Annotated in this window: 14 protein-coding genes; 1 reads left to right on the top strand and 13 read right to left on the bottom strand. The window is 42.7% G+C overall.

Annotated features, from left to right (window positions below):
* Positions 1 to 55 precede the first annotated feature (55 nt).
* From AC1DWN_RS13855 to AC1DWN_RS13830, 6 genes are all read right to left on the bottom strand, one after another.
* Positions 56 to 1,657, bottom strand: coding sequence for a copper resistance CopC/CopD family protein (locus AC1DWN_RS13855; RefSeq protein WP_477559489.1), 1,602 nt, complete (start codon positions 1,655 to 1,657; stop codon positions 56 to 58).
* A gap of 87 nt (positions 1,658 to 1,744) precedes the next feature.
* Complete coding sequence (locus tag AC1DWN_RS13850) at positions 1,745 to 2,410, bottom strand: response regulator (RefSeq protein ID WP_477559488.1); 666 nt, start codon at positions 2,408 to 2,410, stop codon at positions 1,745 to 1,747.
* A gap of 8 nt (positions 2,411 to 2,418) precedes the next feature.
* Entirely contained in the window at positions 2,419 to 3,216 is a 798-nt protein-coding gene (locus AC1DWN_RS13845) for a sensor histidine kinase (protein WP_477559487.1), read from the bottom strand.
* Positions 3,217 to 3,285: 69 nt separating this feature from the next.
* Positions 3,286 to 4,623 carry a chromate transporter gene (locus AC1DWN_RS13840; protein ID WP_477559486.1) on the bottom strand — a complete coding sequence of 446 codons (1,338 nt, stop codon included), beginning with the start codon at positions 4,621 to 4,623 and terminating at the stop codon, positions 3,286 to 3,288.
* Between the two features lie 571 nt (positions 4,624 to 5,194).
* Positions 5,195 to 8,368, bottom strand: a complete 3,174-nt coding sequence (locus AC1DWN_RS13835; RefSeq protein ID WP_477559485.1) for a bifunctional cytochrome P450/NADPH--P450 reductase — start codon at positions 8,366 to 8,368, stop codon at positions 5,195 to 5,197.
* Between the two features lie 140 nt (positions 8,369 to 8,508).
* The gene (locus AC1DWN_RS13830) at positions 8,509 to 9,438 is read right to left on the bottom strand and encodes a hypothetical protein (protein ID WP_477559484.1); all 930 of its coding nucleotides are present in this window, start codon (positions 9,436 to 9,438) and stop codon (positions 8,509 to 8,511) included.
* Positions 9,439 to 9,788: 350 nt separating this feature from the next.
* On the opposite strand from AC1DWN_RS13830, the gene AC1DWN_RS13825 reads away from it, so the two are divergent.
* Positions 9,789 to 11,642 carry a UbiD family decarboxylase gene (locus AC1DWN_RS13825; protein WP_477559483.1) on the top strand — a complete coding sequence of 618 codons (1,854 nt, stop codon included), beginning with the start codon at positions 9,789 to 9,791 and terminating at the stop codon, positions 11,640 to 11,642.
* A gap of 238 nt (positions 11,643 to 11,880) precedes the next feature.
* On the opposite strand, the gene AC1DWN_RS13820 is transcribed toward AC1DWN_RS13825, so the two are convergent.
* From AC1DWN_RS13820 to AC1DWN_RS13790, 7 genes are all read right to left on the bottom strand, one after another.
* Positions 11,881 to 12,465: a GNAT family N-acetyltransferase gene (locus tag AC1DWN_RS13820; protein ID WP_477559482.1), complete on the bottom strand. Its 585-nt coding sequence runs from the start codon at positions 12,463 to 12,465 to the stop codon at positions 11,881 to 11,883.
* Between the two features lie 170 nt (positions 12,466 to 12,635).
* Positions 12,636 to 14,819: a YhgE/Pip family protein gene (locus AC1DWN_RS13815; RefSeq protein WP_477559481.1), complete on the bottom strand. Its 2,184-nt coding sequence runs from the start codon at positions 14,817 to 14,819 to the stop codon at positions 12,636 to 12,638.
* A gap of 144 nt (positions 14,820 to 14,963) precedes the next feature.
* Complete coding sequence (locus AC1DWN_RS13810) at positions 14,964 to 15,272, bottom strand: DUF2277 domain-containing protein (RefSeq protein ID WP_477559480.1); 309 nt, start codon at positions 15,270 to 15,272, stop codon at positions 14,964 to 14,966.
* Between the two features lie 78 nt (positions 15,273 to 15,350).
* Positions 15,351 to 15,986 (bottom strand): DUF5071 domain-containing protein, encoded by a 636-nt coding sequence (locus tag AC1DWN_RS13805; protein ID WP_477559479.1) that lies wholly within the window; start codon positions 15,984 to 15,986, stop codon positions 15,351 to 15,353.
* Positions 15,987 to 16,107: 121 nt separating this feature from the next.
* Positions 16,108 to 16,479, bottom strand: a complete 372-nt coding sequence (locus tag AC1DWN_RS13800; protein WP_477559478.1) for a hypothetical protein — start codon at positions 16,477 to 16,479, stop codon at positions 16,108 to 16,110.
* A gap of 52 nt (positions 16,480 to 16,531) precedes the next feature.
* Positions 16,532 to 17,497 (bottom strand): hypothetical protein, encoded by a 966-nt coding sequence (locus AC1DWN_RS13795; protein ID WP_477559477.1) that lies wholly within the window; start codon positions 17,495 to 17,497, stop codon positions 16,532 to 16,534.
* 92 nt (positions 17,498 to 17,589) lie between these two features.
* The gene (locus AC1DWN_RS13790) at positions 17,590 to 18,030 is read right to left on the bottom strand and encodes a hypothetical protein (protein WP_477559476.1); all 441 of its coding nucleotides are present in this window, start codon (positions 18,028 to 18,030) and stop codon (positions 17,590 to 17,592) included.
* Positions 18,031 to 18,093 lie beyond the last annotated feature (63 nt).

Here is an 18,093-nt window from a genome sequence, read left to right as displayed (position 1 = left end):
GCATAATACTCATCGTTTTTTTCATTTGGTACATCCCCTTAGTTTATATTATTAATTAATAAACCATCATCTCTATTTGATTCACGGTTTCATCGTCATTCTCATCCATCACTCTTATTTCTGCGATCCATTTTCCAGGGAAGGGAATATAAGGCCCCTCACTTACATAACCAAATTCCTTAAATCCTAAGAAGCTCTCTTCCTCTTCGCCGGGCGCTATGGTGAGTGGAACCTCAATCGGTGCAATGTCTTTATCGTCTTTGTATTTAAGGAAAAGCTGAACCGTTTTCGGTTTTTCCGGAAGCCACACGATAACCTTAAATGCATTATCGCCCGGAGCTTTCGGTGAAATTTTTGCTGTGAGATGTATCGTTTCGCCCATCTTATGCCAATTCAATGGTTCATTCACAGGTTGAGGAGTTAAGTAAGTAAAGATTCCGACGATCACAACAATTAACAGCATTAAGCTAAAATCCACTTTCAGCAAGGTGCCAAGCTGCTTCTGTTTTTTTCTCATCATATAACGAAGAATGGCTCCCGCAGCTATAACTAAGACCACTAAACCGCACTTAATGAGTAATAAAATTCCCCATTGTGTATAGAGCAGATATTTTAAGCTTGGGATGAAAATAAGAGTTGAAATCGTTCCCGTTACGGCGAGAGCAATCAAGCTCACGAACGCAAAATTAGAGAACCTCGGCATGAAACTTAGCATTTGTTCCTTATATTTTCGCCAATGCACAATGATAAAGAACAATCCTCCTGCCCATATGGCAGCGGCAAAGAGATGAATAATATCAAGCGCTACTGTTCGAATCGGAGGTTCAAACGCCATAGCGTGACCGCTTATACTTTTGGTCGAAAGTAGAAGTAATACCCAAATACCAGCTATCCACTTCGCGCGGCTGGGCACTATAAAGCTTAATAAAGCTAAGAGTAAACTGCTCATCCACGAGATTCCAATTGCGGTGCCAAATAATAAGGAGATTAGCTGTTCCTTATCGAGGACCTCTAAGTAATCCTGCAGATGGACTGTGATCATGATTAGGACGGCTATCAAAAAGAGTCTTTTCAATCGCAATGACCACAAATCGTAGGAGACTCGCAATTCCGGCTTATCGAAGCGTATCAACAACCCCCAAAAAGTCCAGCCAGCTAATAAAAGCATGCCTATAAAATAAGTAATTCTGGATAAATAGAAGATGATTTGCTTCACGCTCACACCGCTCGACAGTTCACTCTCATGATGACTGCTGCCCGCATCTACTGAGGGCGGAGGCGGAGATACAGACGCCGCATTTCCCCTAATCGTGAACACGTAGGATTTTGAAATCGGATGTCCATCCGCAGAAATCACTTTATAGGCGACCGTATAAATGCCATCCTGCATTTCCGGTAGTTGAACACTTATTTTTAATTGCTGCTCGTTCATTATTGCAGGTTCAGAAGTAACTGGTTTCCCATCTTGATCCAGTACCTTAATGTAGAAAAGCTTATTTTCCAACCTCTCGTCAAATGTTAAAACCACCTGATCCGGAGAGCTTGCTAATTGCGCGTCAGGCTTAGGGAACGCTTCAGTTAGTGTCGTATGCGCGAGCACGGATTGCGGTAGAAACAGAAACGCAGCCACAATTATAACGAATATATTTTTCAACAAAAACGAAAGTCACCTCCACAGCTATATTTTTTTTACCCCTTTATAAAGATAGAAAAAAAAAGCAACGATGATAATGACCCGAGTGGGCTATCTTTCATCATTGCTTTGTATGTTGTGTGTCAATCCATTTCTTATCGCATAGGAGGTTAGCTGCACTCTGTTGTCCAGTGATAGCTTCTCTAAAATATTTTTCAAATGATTTTTCACTGTATTTTCAGAGATGTTGAGCCGTTCGGCAATTTCACGGTTCTTCTCGCCAGCCGCGACATAGATCACAACCTCTTGTTCCCGTACGGTTAACACATTAGGCTGGGATATTTCTGAGGATTGACCTGTTTTAAACTGATGAAAAAGTCTATCGGCGATCTTTCTCGACACTTCCGAGTTTTCATCCAGCAAGGCATGAAGATAAGCGCTCCAATCATCCGGGTCCATGTTTTTCAGCAAGTATCCTTGCGCTCCAAATTGAAGAGCGGTAAATAAATCAGCTACATGGTCGGATACGGTTAAAATAACAATTTTAATATCCGGAAACTCGTGTTTTATTTTACGTGTAGCTTCAAGTCCCGTTAATTTCGGCATATTGATGTCCATCAATACGACATCCGGATGAAGCTGGCGACAAAGCTGAACAGCCTCCATACCATCTACCGCTTCACCTATTACATCAAATGATGAATCATCCTCTAATAAGCTCTGAATTGCCTTTCGTGCCATAGGATGATCGTCTGCGATTAACACTCTATATTTCATCGTATTTATCACCCTCTACTCCCCGACGTTATTCGTAATGTAATTCCCTTGTCAGCATCAGTATTTAATTCGAAAATTGCGTTCAGCTCATTTGCGCGCTTTTCCATCATTGATAATCCGTATTTGGTTGCCTTTAGCTCCTGATTTGCAAGTCCGATGCCATCATCAATGATTTCAAGCGTCCATCCCGTGGAGGAAGCATGGAATGTCAAATTTACGCAGTTTGCTTCTGAGTGCTTTCTTATATTCGTAAATGCTTCTTGTATAATGGCGAAGATTTGAACCTCTTCCCCAGTAGTGAACCTTTTTTCTGGAATTTCGATTTCTCTGAAGACATCGATTCCTGATATGACATTCCACTCATCCAACCATTTGGTTAAACGATCGGTGAAAGAAATCCCTTCATCCGGTGATGAACGCAAATTAAAAATCGCTTGCCGCAGATGATTATCCATTTCTGAAATGGCCGCTTTTGCCTCATCGTATTTTCCTTGCTTTATTTTTACATTCAGAAAAAATAGTACCTGCCCAATGTTATCATGCAGCTCACGAGCCATTCGTTCTCGTTCCTCATATACTGCTCCTCTTGACTTTTCTTCTGCTAACTGTTTGTTTTTCCGCTCAATGGTTCCAAACATCCAAACAGAGAATAGATAAGAGATGACAACAGTGAAAATGGTGATCAGCCAATTTCCGGCCTCCATGGAGAAGGAATGCAATAGAAATTCATGGCGAATAAATTCGAACCCACCAATAATCAATGTAGGAATAAGGACGGTTAAAAATTTTAATAGACGGTACGACATCAACTACACCTCTTTAACATAATGACAACCTATAAGACAACCTTCCTTATCTTAACAAATATCGGTTTGTTAGTAGATAAATTCGAGCAGCATTCCTCCGGCGGCTCCTGCGAGCACGATCACCCATGGAGGCAGCTTCCAAAATACAAGCATACTAAACAATACGGCCGCTAAAGCGAAATCCATTGGTTTCAAAATTGCTGTGGTCCATAAGGGATCATACCATGCCGCCAGCAAAATCCCAACGACAGCTGCATTGACACCGACTAAAACACCTTGGATTTTCGGGTTATTTCTTAACCCATTCCAGAACGGAAGTGCACCGACAACGAGCAAAAATGAGGGTAAAAAGATGGCTATCGTTGCAACAATGGCTCCCGGCAATCCGCCAGCTATCGCCCCGAGATAAGCTGCAAATGTAAACAACGGCCCCGGAACTGCTTGCGTTGCACCATATCCTGCAAGAAACTCCTCCTGACTTACCCAACCAGTGGGGATGACTTCTGCTTCTAGTAACGGCAGCACGACATGGCCTCCGCCGAACACTAATGAGCCGGAACGATAGAAGCTGTCGAACATCGCGAGCCAATGCATATCGCCCCATTGTCTGAGGAGAGGAAGTGCTACTAATAGACCCATAAATAAGGAGAGGCAAACGACAGCAAAGGGTCTGCTTATCGCTATATGTAAGTTAGGGGTTCCCTCTGTCGCTTTTCTTCGATACAACCAAAATCCGAGAAGCCCAGCTGCTGCAATAAGAAGCACCTGACTATATGGAGTCTGCCAATACAATGTAATTGCCGCTGTGACCACCGCTATGGATACTCGATTCCGATCTGGCGTGAGCTTTTGACCCATGCCTAAGATGGCGTGAGCTACGATTGCTACGGCTACGATCTTAAGTCCATGAATCCACCCTGCGTTACTTAGATCAAAGCCTTGAAGCAGGAAGGCAAACGCGACCAAAGCAATGACAGATGGCAGCGTGAAGCCTAACCAAGCAACTATCCCGCCAAGTAATCCTGCCCTTATAACCCCGATTCCGATCCCAACCTGGCTGCTGGCCGGCCCCGGAAGAAATTGACACAGTGCAACAAGATCGGCGTAGCTGCGTTCATCCATCCATTTTCGTCGAACGATATACTCATTATGGAAATAGCCAAGGTGAGCGATCGGCCCTCCGAATGAGGTGAAGCCTAGCTTAGCGGACACGCATAATACCTCTGCAAGAGCGGCTAGTTTAGTAGTAGCTAGCTTAGGAGTGACTAATTTAGAAGCGACTAGCTTTCGGGCGACTAACTTATGAGTAACTAACTTTCGTACCGCTGGCTTACGAGCGGTTAGATTACTAGCAACTAACTTACCTTTAAGACCACTCATTGGAGGCGTTTTTTTATTGGGTTCCATATTTGGCTGCGTCTCCTTATCTACTTTAGGTGGCTTAATTGTAAGCTGATGGTTCCTCTCCATTCAACACTTTAACAATAACTTTACATTGAAGTTTTCCGGCTCAATGCCATTCAAGCAGCCTATGTTACCATCTCGCTATGAGTTTGAATGGATATCATCCAATCAAATAGCTGATATTCTATGTTTTGAGGTGTTTGAATGGAAATGATACAGTCAAATAGGTAGTTATAAGCCTTTTGCCTACGCAACGGACGATTTGATTGGATGAAATACAGTCAGGGGTGAATATATCGTTTTTAATGTGGATTTGATTGGATAAAATACAGTCAAATCCGTTGAATGCTGGGTAGGATTTACTCAACTTCCGTTCAAAGCTGAATTTGAGGCTCAACCAGCTCAGTTACATAAAATTTTAGTTAATAGCCTTTAATTTTAATCATGTTCAATGACGTTCAATGACGTACAGTAACTTTCAATCACGTTTATGACGTTTCACAATGACAATGTACATGCGAAAAACCGGCTGCTATTAAGCAGCCGGTTTAGACTTTTATTAATTAAATCTAAATTAGATACCAGCCCAGACGTCCTTCGCATACCGCCCCTCAGACTCGAGGCCTTCCAACCACTTCATTGCTTCTTGTTCATTAACATTGTGAATTTCGCGATAGGCTGCTACTAATGTGCTCTCGACTTCAGGCGCCATTTTGCTCCCGTCTCCACATATATAGAGTCTTCCGCCTTGATCAAGTACATCGATAATCGACTTCGAATTTTCCCTCATGAGATCTTGAACGTAAGTCTTAGACGTACCTTCTATCCGAGAAAATGCCGTGTGCAAGCGAACGATACCTTCCTGCTGGAACTGCTTCATCTCTTCATGGTAAATTTGATCCGCTTCATTTCGACAGCCAAAATATAATTGTGCCTCGCCAAGCACTTTACCCTCGCTTTTCAGTGCTCGTCGCCCCTGCAAAAAGCCTCTGAACGGTGCTATCCCCGTTCCTGGCCCGACCATAATAATTGGTGTTTCTGAATCTTCCGGGAGCTCAAAGTCAGAGTCAGGCGTGCTTATAAACATAACGACGGCATCCCCTGGTTGACGTGCAGCCAAATAATTCGAGGCAACACCCCGATATTCACCATGCCCGCTCCTCGCAGGGCCGCGAACTACCGCTACGGTAATACTTGCCTGATCAGGCAGCACCTTAGGAGAGCTGGATATCGAGTAATACCTCGCTTTAAGCGGTGGCAGCAGCTCCACAAACCGCTCAAACGGCAGCTCACAAGCCGGATACTTCTCCAGTAGATCAAGCATGGTCAGCCGTTTGCTCAATACTTTTTCTACATAGTCCTCCTCTTGAAGAAGAGCCTCCAGCTCTTTTTTATGCGGTGGACATACAGTAAATGACGCTAACTCCCGAAGCTGGGCGCGAGTAGCTGCTTCTTGAAGCTCTACACTCAGACTGAGCAAATGATGAACACTTATTGGACGATCAAGCGGCAGATGTGTGGCACTGCGTCCGCTGGCGCTAATGATCAAATGGTCACTGCCTTTTAAACCATAACGTCGCAGTACTCGTTCCACCATTACGGGATCGTTCTCAGGAATAACTCCGAGATGATCCCCCTCTTGGTAAGTCACGCCTTCAGGCAGTGCAATCTCAATATGGCGTGTGCTTCGCTCACTTCCTTGTCCTTGCAGCTCTCGGTTATCCATTATCGTAGTAAGCTGCGCATTGTGGCTCGCAGCTAACGGAGTATCGTCCAATCCGCTGACAAACTGCACACTTAGCGTGCTACGCTCCTGTTGTGAAACACCTCTGCTCCTCAGACCCAGAGTAGCAAGCACATCGGGCCATAGCCTTTCGCCCCATTCCTCGACCTGCTTCTCGAAATCACCGCTTGCATCCGCCTCACCACGGACAACGAGTCTTGCTGCTCCTTTGGCAGCAAGCTGCTCGTCTATAAATCGAGGTATATCCTGATAAGTACTAGCCCAGTTATGGTCGCCGCAGCCGAATACGGCATAACGTACTCCTTCAAGCTCACCGGGCTCCACTCCCTCCAGCCATTGCACAAATTCACGAGCATTGCTTGGCGGTTTCCCATTGTAAGACGCCGAGATGATGAAGACTATCCCCTCTTTGGGCAGCTTGCCCACACGATTGTTCAGCGATGCTACCTCACTGCTAAAGCCCTGATAGCGCGCGGTATCCGTAAGCTCTCTGGCAATGCCCTCGGCCGTGCCCATATTCGAACCATAAAGCACGAGCAGCGGCGTATTGTGTGCATCAACTGTAGGCTCAAGTTCAGAAGCTTGTTCAGTCTGTTTCTGAATAGGTTTCTCGGTTCCCACTGCAGCGTAAGTAAAGGAAGCCTGCTCTCCACGGGGACGAACCCGTATCGTAAAGCCATCGGGCTTAAGCGTTAGTGATTCCTTCACTTTTAGCTGGTAATTGGTATGGTCTATGATTTCAAATTGCTTGAGTACCATTCCTAGCACAAGTGTAGCTTCGTGCAGAGCAAATTGCTGTCCGATACAAGCCCGCTGTCCGTTTCCGAACGGCTTATAAGCATCATAAGGAATTTGACTCGGATCTTCGAACCGTTCCGGCCGAAATTCCTCTACATCATTCCCCCACACCTCGGTATCCCGATGAAGTTTGGGGATTAGAACGTTCACACCATCCCCTTTTTTCAATGGATATTTCCCAGCTAGTATCGTATCCTCCTTCGCATATAAAGAGAAGGCCGGCGCGGTTGGCCATAGCCTGAGAGCTTCACTCAAAATCATACGGGTGTACTTAAGCTCGCGTACCTGCGTATAGCTTGGAATCGGCTCAGTAAGAACACGATCTACTTCTTCATATGCTTTCTGGAGTTTATCCGGATTTTTCAGCAGATAATAAATCGCAAAAGATAGCAGCCCGCTTGTTGTTTCATGCCCTGCAATGAGAAACGTAATGATCTGAAAACGGATATTTTCATCATCTAAAACCTCTCCAGTGTCTGGATCCTTGCCGCTTAACATGTGGCCGAGCAGATCGTCCTCGCCTTGATTGCCGTGAGCTTTACGTTCAGCAATGATGTTATCCACTAAAGAGAACATAGCTTGAATATCGTGCTTAAATTGCCGCTTCGTAATAACCATCAGCTTATCCTTAATGCCAAGGCGCTGCAGCTGGTTCATAGCTTCACTGAGTGCCCTAACCATGTTTGTAATGAAAGGATGCGATTGTTCCCGGTAAAAACTGTTGAAGCGATAATTGAACCCGCATAAACCGATCGTATCAAGGGTTAGACGAGTCATATCTTCAGGAACATCCACACTCTCATCAGGGTTTACACGTGCCCATTTCTGAATGAGCTGAACGGCAATATCAACCATCATACCGTGATAACCGCGCATTGCCGTTTGACTAAAGCTTGGCAGCAAAATATTATGCGCCTTCTGCCAGTTCGGCTCACTCGTCTCGCTGGTGAATAAACCATCACCCCCGAAGGCACGAACCTTTTGAAGAGGCTCCCATACTTTTTTTTCAAATCGTGACTCATCACAAGCATCAGCTACTAACTCATAGCCGGAAATATACAGATCTTTTCTTCCTGGTAAATCCATACGAAAGATAGGTCCATATTCATCAGCCAGCTTGACCAATGATTGGACCGGGCCTTCCAAATCAATTAAAGGAAGGTTGCCCAGTGGACCATATGTTTTGGGTTGTGGAATGTTTGTCATATGTACATCTCCTCCAGATACACGATAGTATGCATTCGTTTCTTTGGAGTATTCAACAGAAGTTTGATTAACTTATACAAATTTAGCGTAGCGGATTGTCTGTTCAGTTGATTATTGAATAAAATAGCTAGTTGTTTACACTACTCCAAGCTAAATGATCTACTAGTAATGAGGACATCAGGGTTGAGCTCCTTTAATTTCATGCCATACTCTTTTTTCATGTTTGATATATGTAGTGATTCTATATTAGGAAAATACTCCTTAAGATTGATTAGATCGACCTGTATATTACATAAAATAAAGTCAATATGCTTGACCTTCTCTAGCCCTCCAATCTCTGTTAGATTCATTTCATATGGACAGCTGTTTACAATTAAAGCTTCGATTCCCTCAAAGGTTTTTAACGTACGCAAATCGAGCTTCTTACAAGCATCTATGAGCAATCTTGTTATTCGGCTGTTATCTCCTGTAAAGTGTTCCAGTTTTCTGCAGCCTATAACATTTATATTCTTCAAACTTGGTATAGCCGCCGTGTCTCCTAAATCATTAAACTTTCCACGTTTAAAAACCATCAAGTTCAAAGGTATGCTGCTCCATGTTGTTAAATCCAACTGCATAGAGCGGTACAACTCTAGACTCGTTAAATACTTACATTCAGCTATGGCTGATAAATCTTCTATTCGTTCAACATAAAGAAGAATATGCTCTACTTTTGTTTGAGAAATCCGCGCTATATTTCTACGACGATTATTGTAGGTATCAATACATATGTATTCACCATTTTTAAACCATTCGATACCCTCTAGTGATGTTATATGCTGTCCAGATAGTATTAGATTTTTCACATTCGGAAATGCGCTTAATATATTTACATTTTTCAAAGAGGAATTGTAATCTATCTTCAGGATTCGAACGTGTTCAACTCCACCAACATTTTTCCAATGCTCGATGAAAGCATATTCGTCTACTTCTATGCCCTGTTGATTACTTATGGTCACGCAATCGTATTGGGTTTCTAAAAGGACGATTTCAGTAAAATTGGATTCATCTACACTAGTTTCCATAAACATGAATCTTCACCCTCTCTTAATCCATTTAACGTATTTAAGATAAACCTTGAGCCTAAACAAAACAAGATAATTGTTTTGTTTAGGCTCCTATAGTTTGTTATATGATAATTTCGGCTGATCAGTTATCCCTTACGTTTTCGACCAACTATTTTTTTCATAACAACACCGCCTCTTCCTTACACGATGAGATGGAACGAATCATTTGTTGCACTTATTTTCAAAATAACGATTTAGTTGAATTCAACCCTGCGAAGCTGTAGTATTTTAGACATCATTCAACAATAGATACGGCGTGCTGATGAGCACGTTTACGTATATACCAAATATCTAGTGATTGGAGCCACTCCATTATGTATCGCAATTTAGAAGATTGTATTATTGATTTAGAGAAAAACGGACATTTGATCCGTATTAAAGAAGAAGTGGATCCCTATCTTGAAATGGCCGCGATTCATATGAAAGTTTTTGAGGCAGGCGGCCCTGCGTTACTATTTGAAAATGTAAAAGGCTCGAAGTTCCGTGCGGTATCCAACCTGTTCGGTACAGTAGAGCGCAGTAAGTTTATTTTTCGCAGTACATGGGATGGCGTACAGAACGTAATGGCGCTGCGGAACGATCCGATGAAAGCATTAAAAAATCCGCTTGGACAAATTAAAACCGGATTAGCGGCATGGAAAGCACTTCCTTTGAAATCATCTAGGAGCCTCCCCGTTACTGCACAGGAAATTAACATATCCGACCTGCCGCTCATTCAACACTGGCCTATGGATGGTGGTGCTTTTGTCACCTTGCCGCAAGTGTATACGGAAGATCCGGAAAAGCCGGGCATTATGAATTCCAATCTTGGTATGTACCGTGTACAACTAAGCGGCAATGAATATGAAATGAATCATGAAATTGGTTTGCATTATCAAATTCATCGCGGTATCGGAATCCACCAAGACAAAGCGAATAAACAAGGAGTCCCGTTAAAAGTCAGTTGTTTCGTCGGCGGCCCTCCAGCACATACCTTGTCAGCGGTCATGCCTTTGCCAGAGGGCTTGAGCGAGATGACCTTTGCAGGCTTGCTTGCTGGACGCAGATTTCGCCACAGTTATATCGATGGCTTCTGTATTAGCAACGATGCTGATTTTGTAATAACGGGAGAAATTCATCCTGGGGAAACGAAACCAGAGGGTCCTTTTGGTGATCATTTGGGCTATTACAGTCTTACGCATCCGTTTCCAGTCATGAAGGTACATAAGGTATATGCTAAGCCAAATGCGATTTGGCCATTTACTGTTGTTGGCCGTCCACCGCAAGAAGATACCGCATTCGGCGCCCTTATTCATGAACTGACTGGCGACGCGATTAAGCAAGAAATTCCTGGTGTAAAAGAAGTACATGCTATCGATGCGGCTGGCGTTCATCCATTGCTTTTTGCAATTGGCAGTGAACGATATACGCCGTATCAGAAGGTTAAACAGCCGACTGAGCTTCTCACGATTGCCAATCGTATTTTAGGCACAGGACAACTAAGTCTCGCTAAATATTTATTTATAACAGCAGAAGACAACAAACCTTTAGATACGCACCATGAAGTTGAATTTTTGACACATATATTGGAACGAATCGATCTCAGACGAGACATTCATTTTTATACGAATACAACCATCGATACCCTCGACTATTCGGGCACTGGACTAAACAGCGGCAGTAAAGTTGTATTCGCGGCTTATGGGGATAAAATAAGGGATTTATGTACAGAAACACCTAGTGTTTTCAGTCAGCTGCGGGGTTTTGAAAATGCTCGCGTAGTGATGCCGGGGATTGTTGCTTTGCAGGGATCTGCTTTTAAAAGTTACACTGAAGCTCAAACAGAAATCAAAGATTTATGTGATGCTATTCAAGCGAGTGGAGCGAATGAAGCGAATGGATCCCTTCCTTCTTGTCCGATCATCATCCTATGTGACGACAGTACTTTCATGAGTGCGACAATGAACAATTTCTTCTGGGCTACATTTACACGTAGCAACCCTTCGCATGATATTTATGGTGTGAATGGTTTCTATGAGAACAAGCATTGGGCTTGTGACAACGTCATTATTGATGCACGAATCAAGCCACATCAAGCTCCGCCATTAATAGCGGATCCAGCTGTAGAGAAAAACATCGAGCGACTATTTGTTAAAGGGGCAAGCTTGGGTGCATTGAAGCTGGTGTGATGATTAAGCACGATTTTGAGGCTTACAGCTAGTTTTTTGGTTAGTTTGAGAGCTGTAAACTCGATTTTTGAGCTTACAGCTCTGTTTCCGCAAGGAAATCACTTGGTTTGAGCTCTGTAAGCAGCATTTCGAGGCTATTTTAATAGCTGTAAGCTCGATTTTCGAGCTTACAGCTTTTTCGTTTTAAAAAACCTTTATTCGGTCCATTTCACCCTTGATCAATTGAATCAATTGCTAATTAAAACTCAACACCGCGAACTTTTGAAAATACCATCGTATCCCTCAGTAAACCCTCTACATCCAACGTGTCGTTCCGAAGAGTGCCCTCAAAAGCAAAACAAAGACGCTTGGCAACCTGAGCACTCCTAACATTGCGCGCATCACACCGGATTTCAATACGATTAGCTTGCAGCTCATTTATTGCGAAGTTTGTAATTGCCTCTGCCGCCTCCGTAATATAACCCTGATTGCCAAATGAGGTTCGCACCCAATAACCAATCTCGAATCTGCGGGATTTCCAATCCATTCGGTGCAAACCGCTGCTGCCTACTAATTGACCGGTTTCCTTCTGAATAAGAAGCAGCCTAAAATCCGTGCGATTCAAAAATTCCAATCTAGACCGTCGAATACTTATTTCCGACTCTTCAATAGTAGTAACCGCCTTAGCCCAAGGCATCCATGGGCGCAATTGTTCTAGACTTTCTTTTACAGCCTCATTAACAATCACACCATCATTCCACAAAGGAGCTCGTATAAGTAACCGTTCGCTTTCAAAGCTCTCTGGTATCTCATACAAGATCGGATCGCTCGCACTAGTACTCATCACAACAGCTCCTAATAGAAAATATTTCTACTAAGATTAACAGCATTATAGTCTTTTCACAATAAATATTTTGAAAATTCAATTAACTATCCAACCTCTCACAAATACCTCTGCACCGAGCGTTGCTCCCAGCGCGCAGTGGGGCGATACGTGTTGGCAGTCAACCTCCACTATACCGTTACAGGAAACAGCTGTTCATCATCTGTATGACGTTTCTTGTAAACTAAGAAGTAAACAGATGTTAATATAACAGATGCCACTATAAAAATGGACAGATAACCGACTTGATGCCACATATGCTCGTATGCACCGCTTGAGATTACATCCCTAAATCCACGAATGCTGTATGTCATAGGGAGCCATCGATGTAGCACTTTTGCCCAGCCAGGCAGAAGCTCAACCGGGAAGGTTCCCGCGCTTGAAGCTAACTGAAAGATCATAATCAGGAGGACAACAAAACGACCCGGTTGATCCAGCCAAGTGACAAGCGCCTGTATAAGCAGCATGAAAGTTAAGCCTACCACGATCGTAAATAGATAAAACAGTGGTATGCTTTGCACCTTTAATCCAAGAAAAAACACGAGAACTGTACAAACAACCAAGGATTGAAGCACACTCATTATACTGAATGTAAGAAGCTTGCTAATAAGTAATCGAACGCCTGTTGCCCCTGTAGCATTTGTGCTGCGGGCCGAATAAATCGTCGTAAAGACGAGTGACCCTGCAAACAAAGCCAGAGAGATGAAATATGGAGCGATCCCATTCGCATAAAGGGTAACCTTCCGATCATCATTAGCCTTGATGGCGACGGGTTCTGCGAGCATATGAATCCTTTGGTCATCCGCTTTAAAGGCAGAGGTTTCCCCGGCTGCGTCGTTTAATTTAACAGCTAACTGACTGCTTCCATCAACGAGCTTTAATGAGCCTGTTTGCAATTGAACGGCTCCCGTGTCCAATTGCTTGGCTCCATCTGCTACTTTATCTATCCCAACCGCAATTTGCCCCATTCCAGTGCTTAACTCCCCGGCACCTTGACTCAATTGGCCTGCTCCCTGCTCCAGCTTTTTAGTTCCGCTCGCAAGCTCAGTAAATTTGGAATTGTATTGTTTTAAACCCTCATATAATTGCTTTTCACCTGTTTGTAAATCAGAAGCTCCTTGAAGCAATTGCTGCTGACCTTTACTTAACTGCTGGCTGCCAGTCAGAAGCCTTTGCGTCCCTTGTGATAATGACTTGCTGCCAGTTAAGAGCTGTTTTTGAGCCGTATTTAATTCCTTTGCACCTTTGGCAACAGCCTTGCTTGCAGCAAGCAGTTTTTGCATATTTGCATCGGATGCCAAATCAGGAAAATCAGTTGTAAGTTTTTCTAAACCTGCTGCGATTTGCGCAGAGCTATCAGATAAATCGCCGGTTGCGGATGCTGAATTGGTTATGCCTGTTTCCAACTGCCCACTCCCTGCCAAAGAGGATTCAAGGCCCTTAGTTAAGTCATTTGCCCCCTTCATAGAAGACTGTAAGCCCGTTAGCAAAGCAGACGACCCTCGTACCGTTTTCTCAGCGCCCTGTTCAAGCTTCTTTCCGGCATCCGCCAATTGATTTGTTCCACTCGATAAGCTGGCTGCTCCGTTGCTAACCTCAGTTGACCCTTCACCTAATTTGAGCACACCAGCTTGCAACAACCCAACGCTTCCACTAAGCCGCTCTGTTCCACTTACCAATAAAGCTAGATTTGTCTTCACTTTTCCAATTCCATCACTTAATTCCACGGAGCCTGTATGGAGCTGCGTTGCTCCCTTTCCCGCTTCACTAAACCCGGTCGATATCGTCTCGAACTGAGATAAAATACTTCGGGAATAGGCTTCTGTTAAATTCGCGGAAAGCTGATTTCTCAATTCCTTGGTCGCACTTTCACTTATTTGACCTGCTACAAAATTATAAAAGCTGTTTGATTCATATATAATTTCCGCCTGTTTGGGGTTATCACTCGCAAGTGAAGCAGCATCTGCTGAAAATTCAGGTGGGATTGTGATTGTGGCGTAATAATGATTGTTTTTCATACCTAAAGACGCCTCTTCCGGGCTGACGAAGCTCCATGCGAATTCATCATTATTCCTCAGTTCATCGACAAACTCTTTGCCGACTGTCATCGTCTTTCCTTCAAACATCGCACCTTGGTCCTGATTAACAATTGCAACCGGAAGGTCTTGAAGCTGACCATATGGATCCCATGTACCCTTGATCAAAAAACCGCTATATAAAATAGGTATCAATGCCACTGCCACAAACGTTACGATTACCATTGGTTTTTTGATAAAATGACGAAACTCTCCTGTGAATACTTGAAACGGATTCATTGAAATATCCCTCCAAAGGAAGCTGCCTATTTTGTGTGGTAGTATTACCCATTGGAGTTCGCTTTATCAAAATATAAACCATAATAAAAAGGCTACCGATTCAACGCCGGCAGCCTGCTACTTGTTAATATGATTGAGTTCTCGTTATCCGTTAGGTTTCGTAAGAGTCGTACCCTGATTCTCTTCAACTCCAAACCTTTTCGCATTTCTAGCGCGAGCGCGATCAATCTCCACCTCGCGATTACGAGACTCGGAGTTGGTTACCAGCGTGTTCAATAAAGTCCGAGCTGCAATAGCCACTTCCTCAACAGCGCGATTGAATGCCTCTTCGTTCGCCTGAGAAGGCTTGTTATAGCCCGAGAGTTTTCTCACGAATTGTTGCGAGGCCGCCAGAACTTCATCATCGGTAGCCGGGGGGTCAAAGTTAAATAAAGTCTTTATATTTCTGCACATATTTTTCTCCTTTTGTTTTCTATACTATAACAATTTTAAGATATACACTCTCTCCCATGTTATTGCCTTTATCCTTCTTCAGCTACAAATGCTCCTTATCGTTACTTTAATTTCTTTATAACGTCGAAGCAAATTTTCATATTGGTCTTTTTGTCCAAAGGCCTTCTTATTTATATTAAAATAATTCTCGAATCGACTAGCATCTGTCATTAAGATATATCGACTTTCATTTTCCAACTCCGAAAACTCGACTCTTTGTTCTACTGTAAAGTTATTGATACAATCCTCTGTATCACTTAATTTTCTTTTTAACAGGACTGTTGCTTCTGCTTCATCAATTAAACGGTGTTTACATAAAATTTCAATGGCTAACAAATCAGTATCATCATCGTTATCTGAATTTTGAGCCAGTTCTCGTAAACTTGAAGACAATACTGAGACGAATTCCATTTCCCATTCATTAATTAAAGCCTTAAGGATGTTGTATGTCCAGCCGGTGTCGCTTTGAGAAAAAATCGTTTTGACATGCGGTATAATTTCAACTGTATACTTGAGTAAGAGGTCAACAATTTTTGATGCTATAGGCCAATTCATATCCTGCAACCATACCAAGAGTTCTGGTAATAAAGGAATAACCATTGACCTTTCTAGGCTGGTGAGCACTACAACACTTTCAAAATCACTCTTATCTTTTGGTAGATTGTTGTTATTCATTTGCACTACTCATCTCCTTTCATGATATGCCCTTCCCAATTATACAAGCATAATGGAATGAGCAGACTACCGTAGCGCATGCTCAACAATTTGTATCATCCATCTAAAGTTACCTGTTAGCTTAATCTCGATGATACTTATCAAGTAGATCGTGCTGTTTCATATAATGCTCATAGGCTTCATTTACTTTATCTTTGCAAAGTTTCTCCCAAGAACTTTTCAACTCAGAAACCATTTTATTGTTATAAGGATCAGGATCCATATCGTCTCCAAATCCTATCCACGCATCAGAATCCACTTCTCCACATTCGTCTGAATAGGCTATCTCAAGGGGCGCTGGTGCATGCCCTGCGAACTCACAATTTTTGACCAAACAATGATAACCTGGCTTGTGAACCCCGTTTTCACAAAAAGACGGGGCTTGAGTATCCAGTTCCTGCTCACCAACCCCATATAGACAGTGTAGTTCTACAATAAGATGTGTAAATGCCATAATCTAACCTACCTTCTTAATAAAAAAACTTTCATTATTTATTTCCCGCTAGTCATTCGAGTTGTGACAATTGGACAATGATATACCGAAAGCTTTCAATATACGATTCTTTCTTTTGCTCCACTCGTCGTAAATGGTCATAGAAGCTATGAGAAAATTTAAATACGTGACCGTAATCCCAATCTTGTTCGCTATAGTTCTTTTCCCAATACTTAATATCGATCGGAAGCACGTTCGCCCGCGCCGCCGGCTGCAAAGGCAGATGATCGACAGGCGAAACCAATTTGATTGAATCTCCAGGTTTAACGTTACGACTATGACGCAGAACTTTAATCAGCTTCATTATAGGCGGTAATCCTCTTTCGAAAAAGGAGACATGGCCAAGGTCAAACAAGATGTTTAACGCATGTGAGAAAGTCAGCATGTGACCAATTAAATCATGATGCGATTCTGCGCGATAAATGACGGGGAACTCGGCCAATTGTTCCAGCACAAGCGAAGAAAGCTCATTGGGATTCGATATAGTCGGAAAGTCGTCTGCGTCCGTAATCTCCATCCTTTTCACCTCGGAAGCAGAGAAACCAATCCATGACCGTCCCGGAATCGTCCTCTCAAACGAGCGAATGAGATCGGTTATTCCTGCAATATCCTCAGTACTTCCCCAGCCTTTAAGTTCATGGATGGCCAACAAACTTGCTGCGCTGTAAATCACATTATGACCGACCCAGTGTAGCTGATCGATCGTTCTATCAAGTGCCTCAAGTATGGTAGTTACGGCTGTTTGCTCGTCACAACCGGTACGGTGTTGTACACCGTTCGCCCCAAGAATCTTTTTTGCCATCGCTCCGGCCTGCGAAGATACTAATTGAGCCAGTTCTTGACTCAGATTATTAGTTGTAACGAAAAAATAACTGCCGATAGCGGCAGCACCAAAGTGAGCCTGCCAAATGTCACCTGATTCCTTTTTGCATGAAGAGATGATCGTTAATCCGTCTCTCAAAAGGGATTGATTCAACATAATGTCCACCACCCTTGCAAATTTTGGTCGTTTAGTTACACAAATATTCGCGAGAATATATCGACTATCCTGCTCGTTAGCTTAACGGCAAGCTATATTTTATATATTGAAATGGACTCAAATGGTGCTGATAATTCATCCCATTTTTCTTCATAATCAACGTCTTTTAACTGAAAACATATACCTTTATATTTAGGTAGTTCGTATACATCATATTCTTGTTTCCACTTTCCAATCCGAAATTCAACATCAGATAAAGTATCGCCTATACCAATTTCGCCTAAAAACTTCCCATTGAAGCTATTAAGAGCCATTATTTGATATATGACATTTGTTTTAACATCTAGCCAGAACCATAAGTTATCTGACTTAACTACTAAGCAATCTTCTCTCAATTCAATCTTATACTGATTTTTCAGGCATACTTTTAATTGTTCCAAAGTCGATCCTAAATGAAAAATTCCTATGCGTTCTCCAGCTACAATTTCAAAATCCATATGACCAGTCCCTCTAAATTGATCATTTTTCAACATAAAAAAGCGATTCCATCATATCATATGTAGGAATTTCAAGAGCAAAGAGATGTTATATTAATC

This window comes from Paenibacillus sp. P4_A7 (assembly GCF_056402455.1).
This window is presented reverse-complemented; position numbering and strand designations above follow the sequence as displayed.

Excerpts from the sequence above, each read along its gene's own strand:
- AC1DWN_RS13850 (WP_477559488.1), bottom strand. The coding sequence starts at position 2,410 with ATGAAATATAGAGTGTTAATCGCAGACGATCATCCTATGGCACGAAAG.
- AC1DWN_RS13845 (WP_477559487.1), bottom strand. The coding sequence starts at position 3,216 with ATGTCGTACCGTCTATTAAAATTTTTAACCGTCCTTATTCCTACATTG.
- AC1DWN_RS13840 (WP_477559486.1), bottom strand. The coding sequence starts at position 4,623 with ATGGAACCCAATAAAAAAACGCCTCCAATGAGTGGTCTTAAAGGTAAG.
- AC1DWN_RS13835 (WP_477559485.1), bottom strand. The coding sequence starts at position 8,368 with ATGACAAACATTCCACAACCCAAAACATATGGTCCACTGGGCAACCTT.
- AC1DWN_RS13830 (WP_477559484.1), bottom strand. The coding sequence starts at position 9,438 with ATGTTTATGGAAACTAGTGTAGATGAATCCAATTTTACTGAAATCGTC.
- AC1DWN_RS13825 (WP_477559483.1), top strand. The coding sequence starts at position 9,789 with ATGTATCGCAATTTAGAAGATTGTATTATTGATTTAGAGAAAAACGGA.
- AC1DWN_RS13820 (WP_477559482.1), bottom strand. The coding sequence starts at position 12,465 with ATGAGTACTAGTGCGAGCGATCCGATCTTGTATGAGATACCAGAGAGC.
- AC1DWN_RS13815 (WP_477559481.1), bottom strand. The coding sequence starts at position 14,819 with ATGAATCCGTTTCAAGTATTCACAGGAGAGTTTCGTCATTTTATCAAA.
- AC1DWN_RS13810 (WP_477559480.1), bottom strand. The coding sequence starts at position 15,272 with ATGTGCAGAAATATAAAGACTTTATTTAACTTTGACCCCCCGGCTACC.
- AC1DWN_RS13805 (WP_477559479.1), bottom strand. The coding sequence starts at position 15,986 with ATGAATAACAACAATCTACCAAAAGATAAGAGTGATTTTGAAAGTGTT.
- AC1DWN_RS13800 (WP_477559478.1), bottom strand. The coding sequence starts at position 16,479 with ATGGCATTTACACATCTTATTGTAGAACTACACTGTCTATATGGGGTT.
- AC1DWN_RS13795 (WP_477559477.1), bottom strand. The coding sequence starts at position 17,497 with ATGTTGAATCAATCCCTTTTGAGAGACGGATTAACGATCATCTCTTCA.
- AC1DWN_RS13790 (WP_477559476.1), bottom strand. The coding sequence starts at position 18,030 with ATGTTGAAAAATGATCAATTTAGAGGGACTGGTCATATGGATTTTGAA.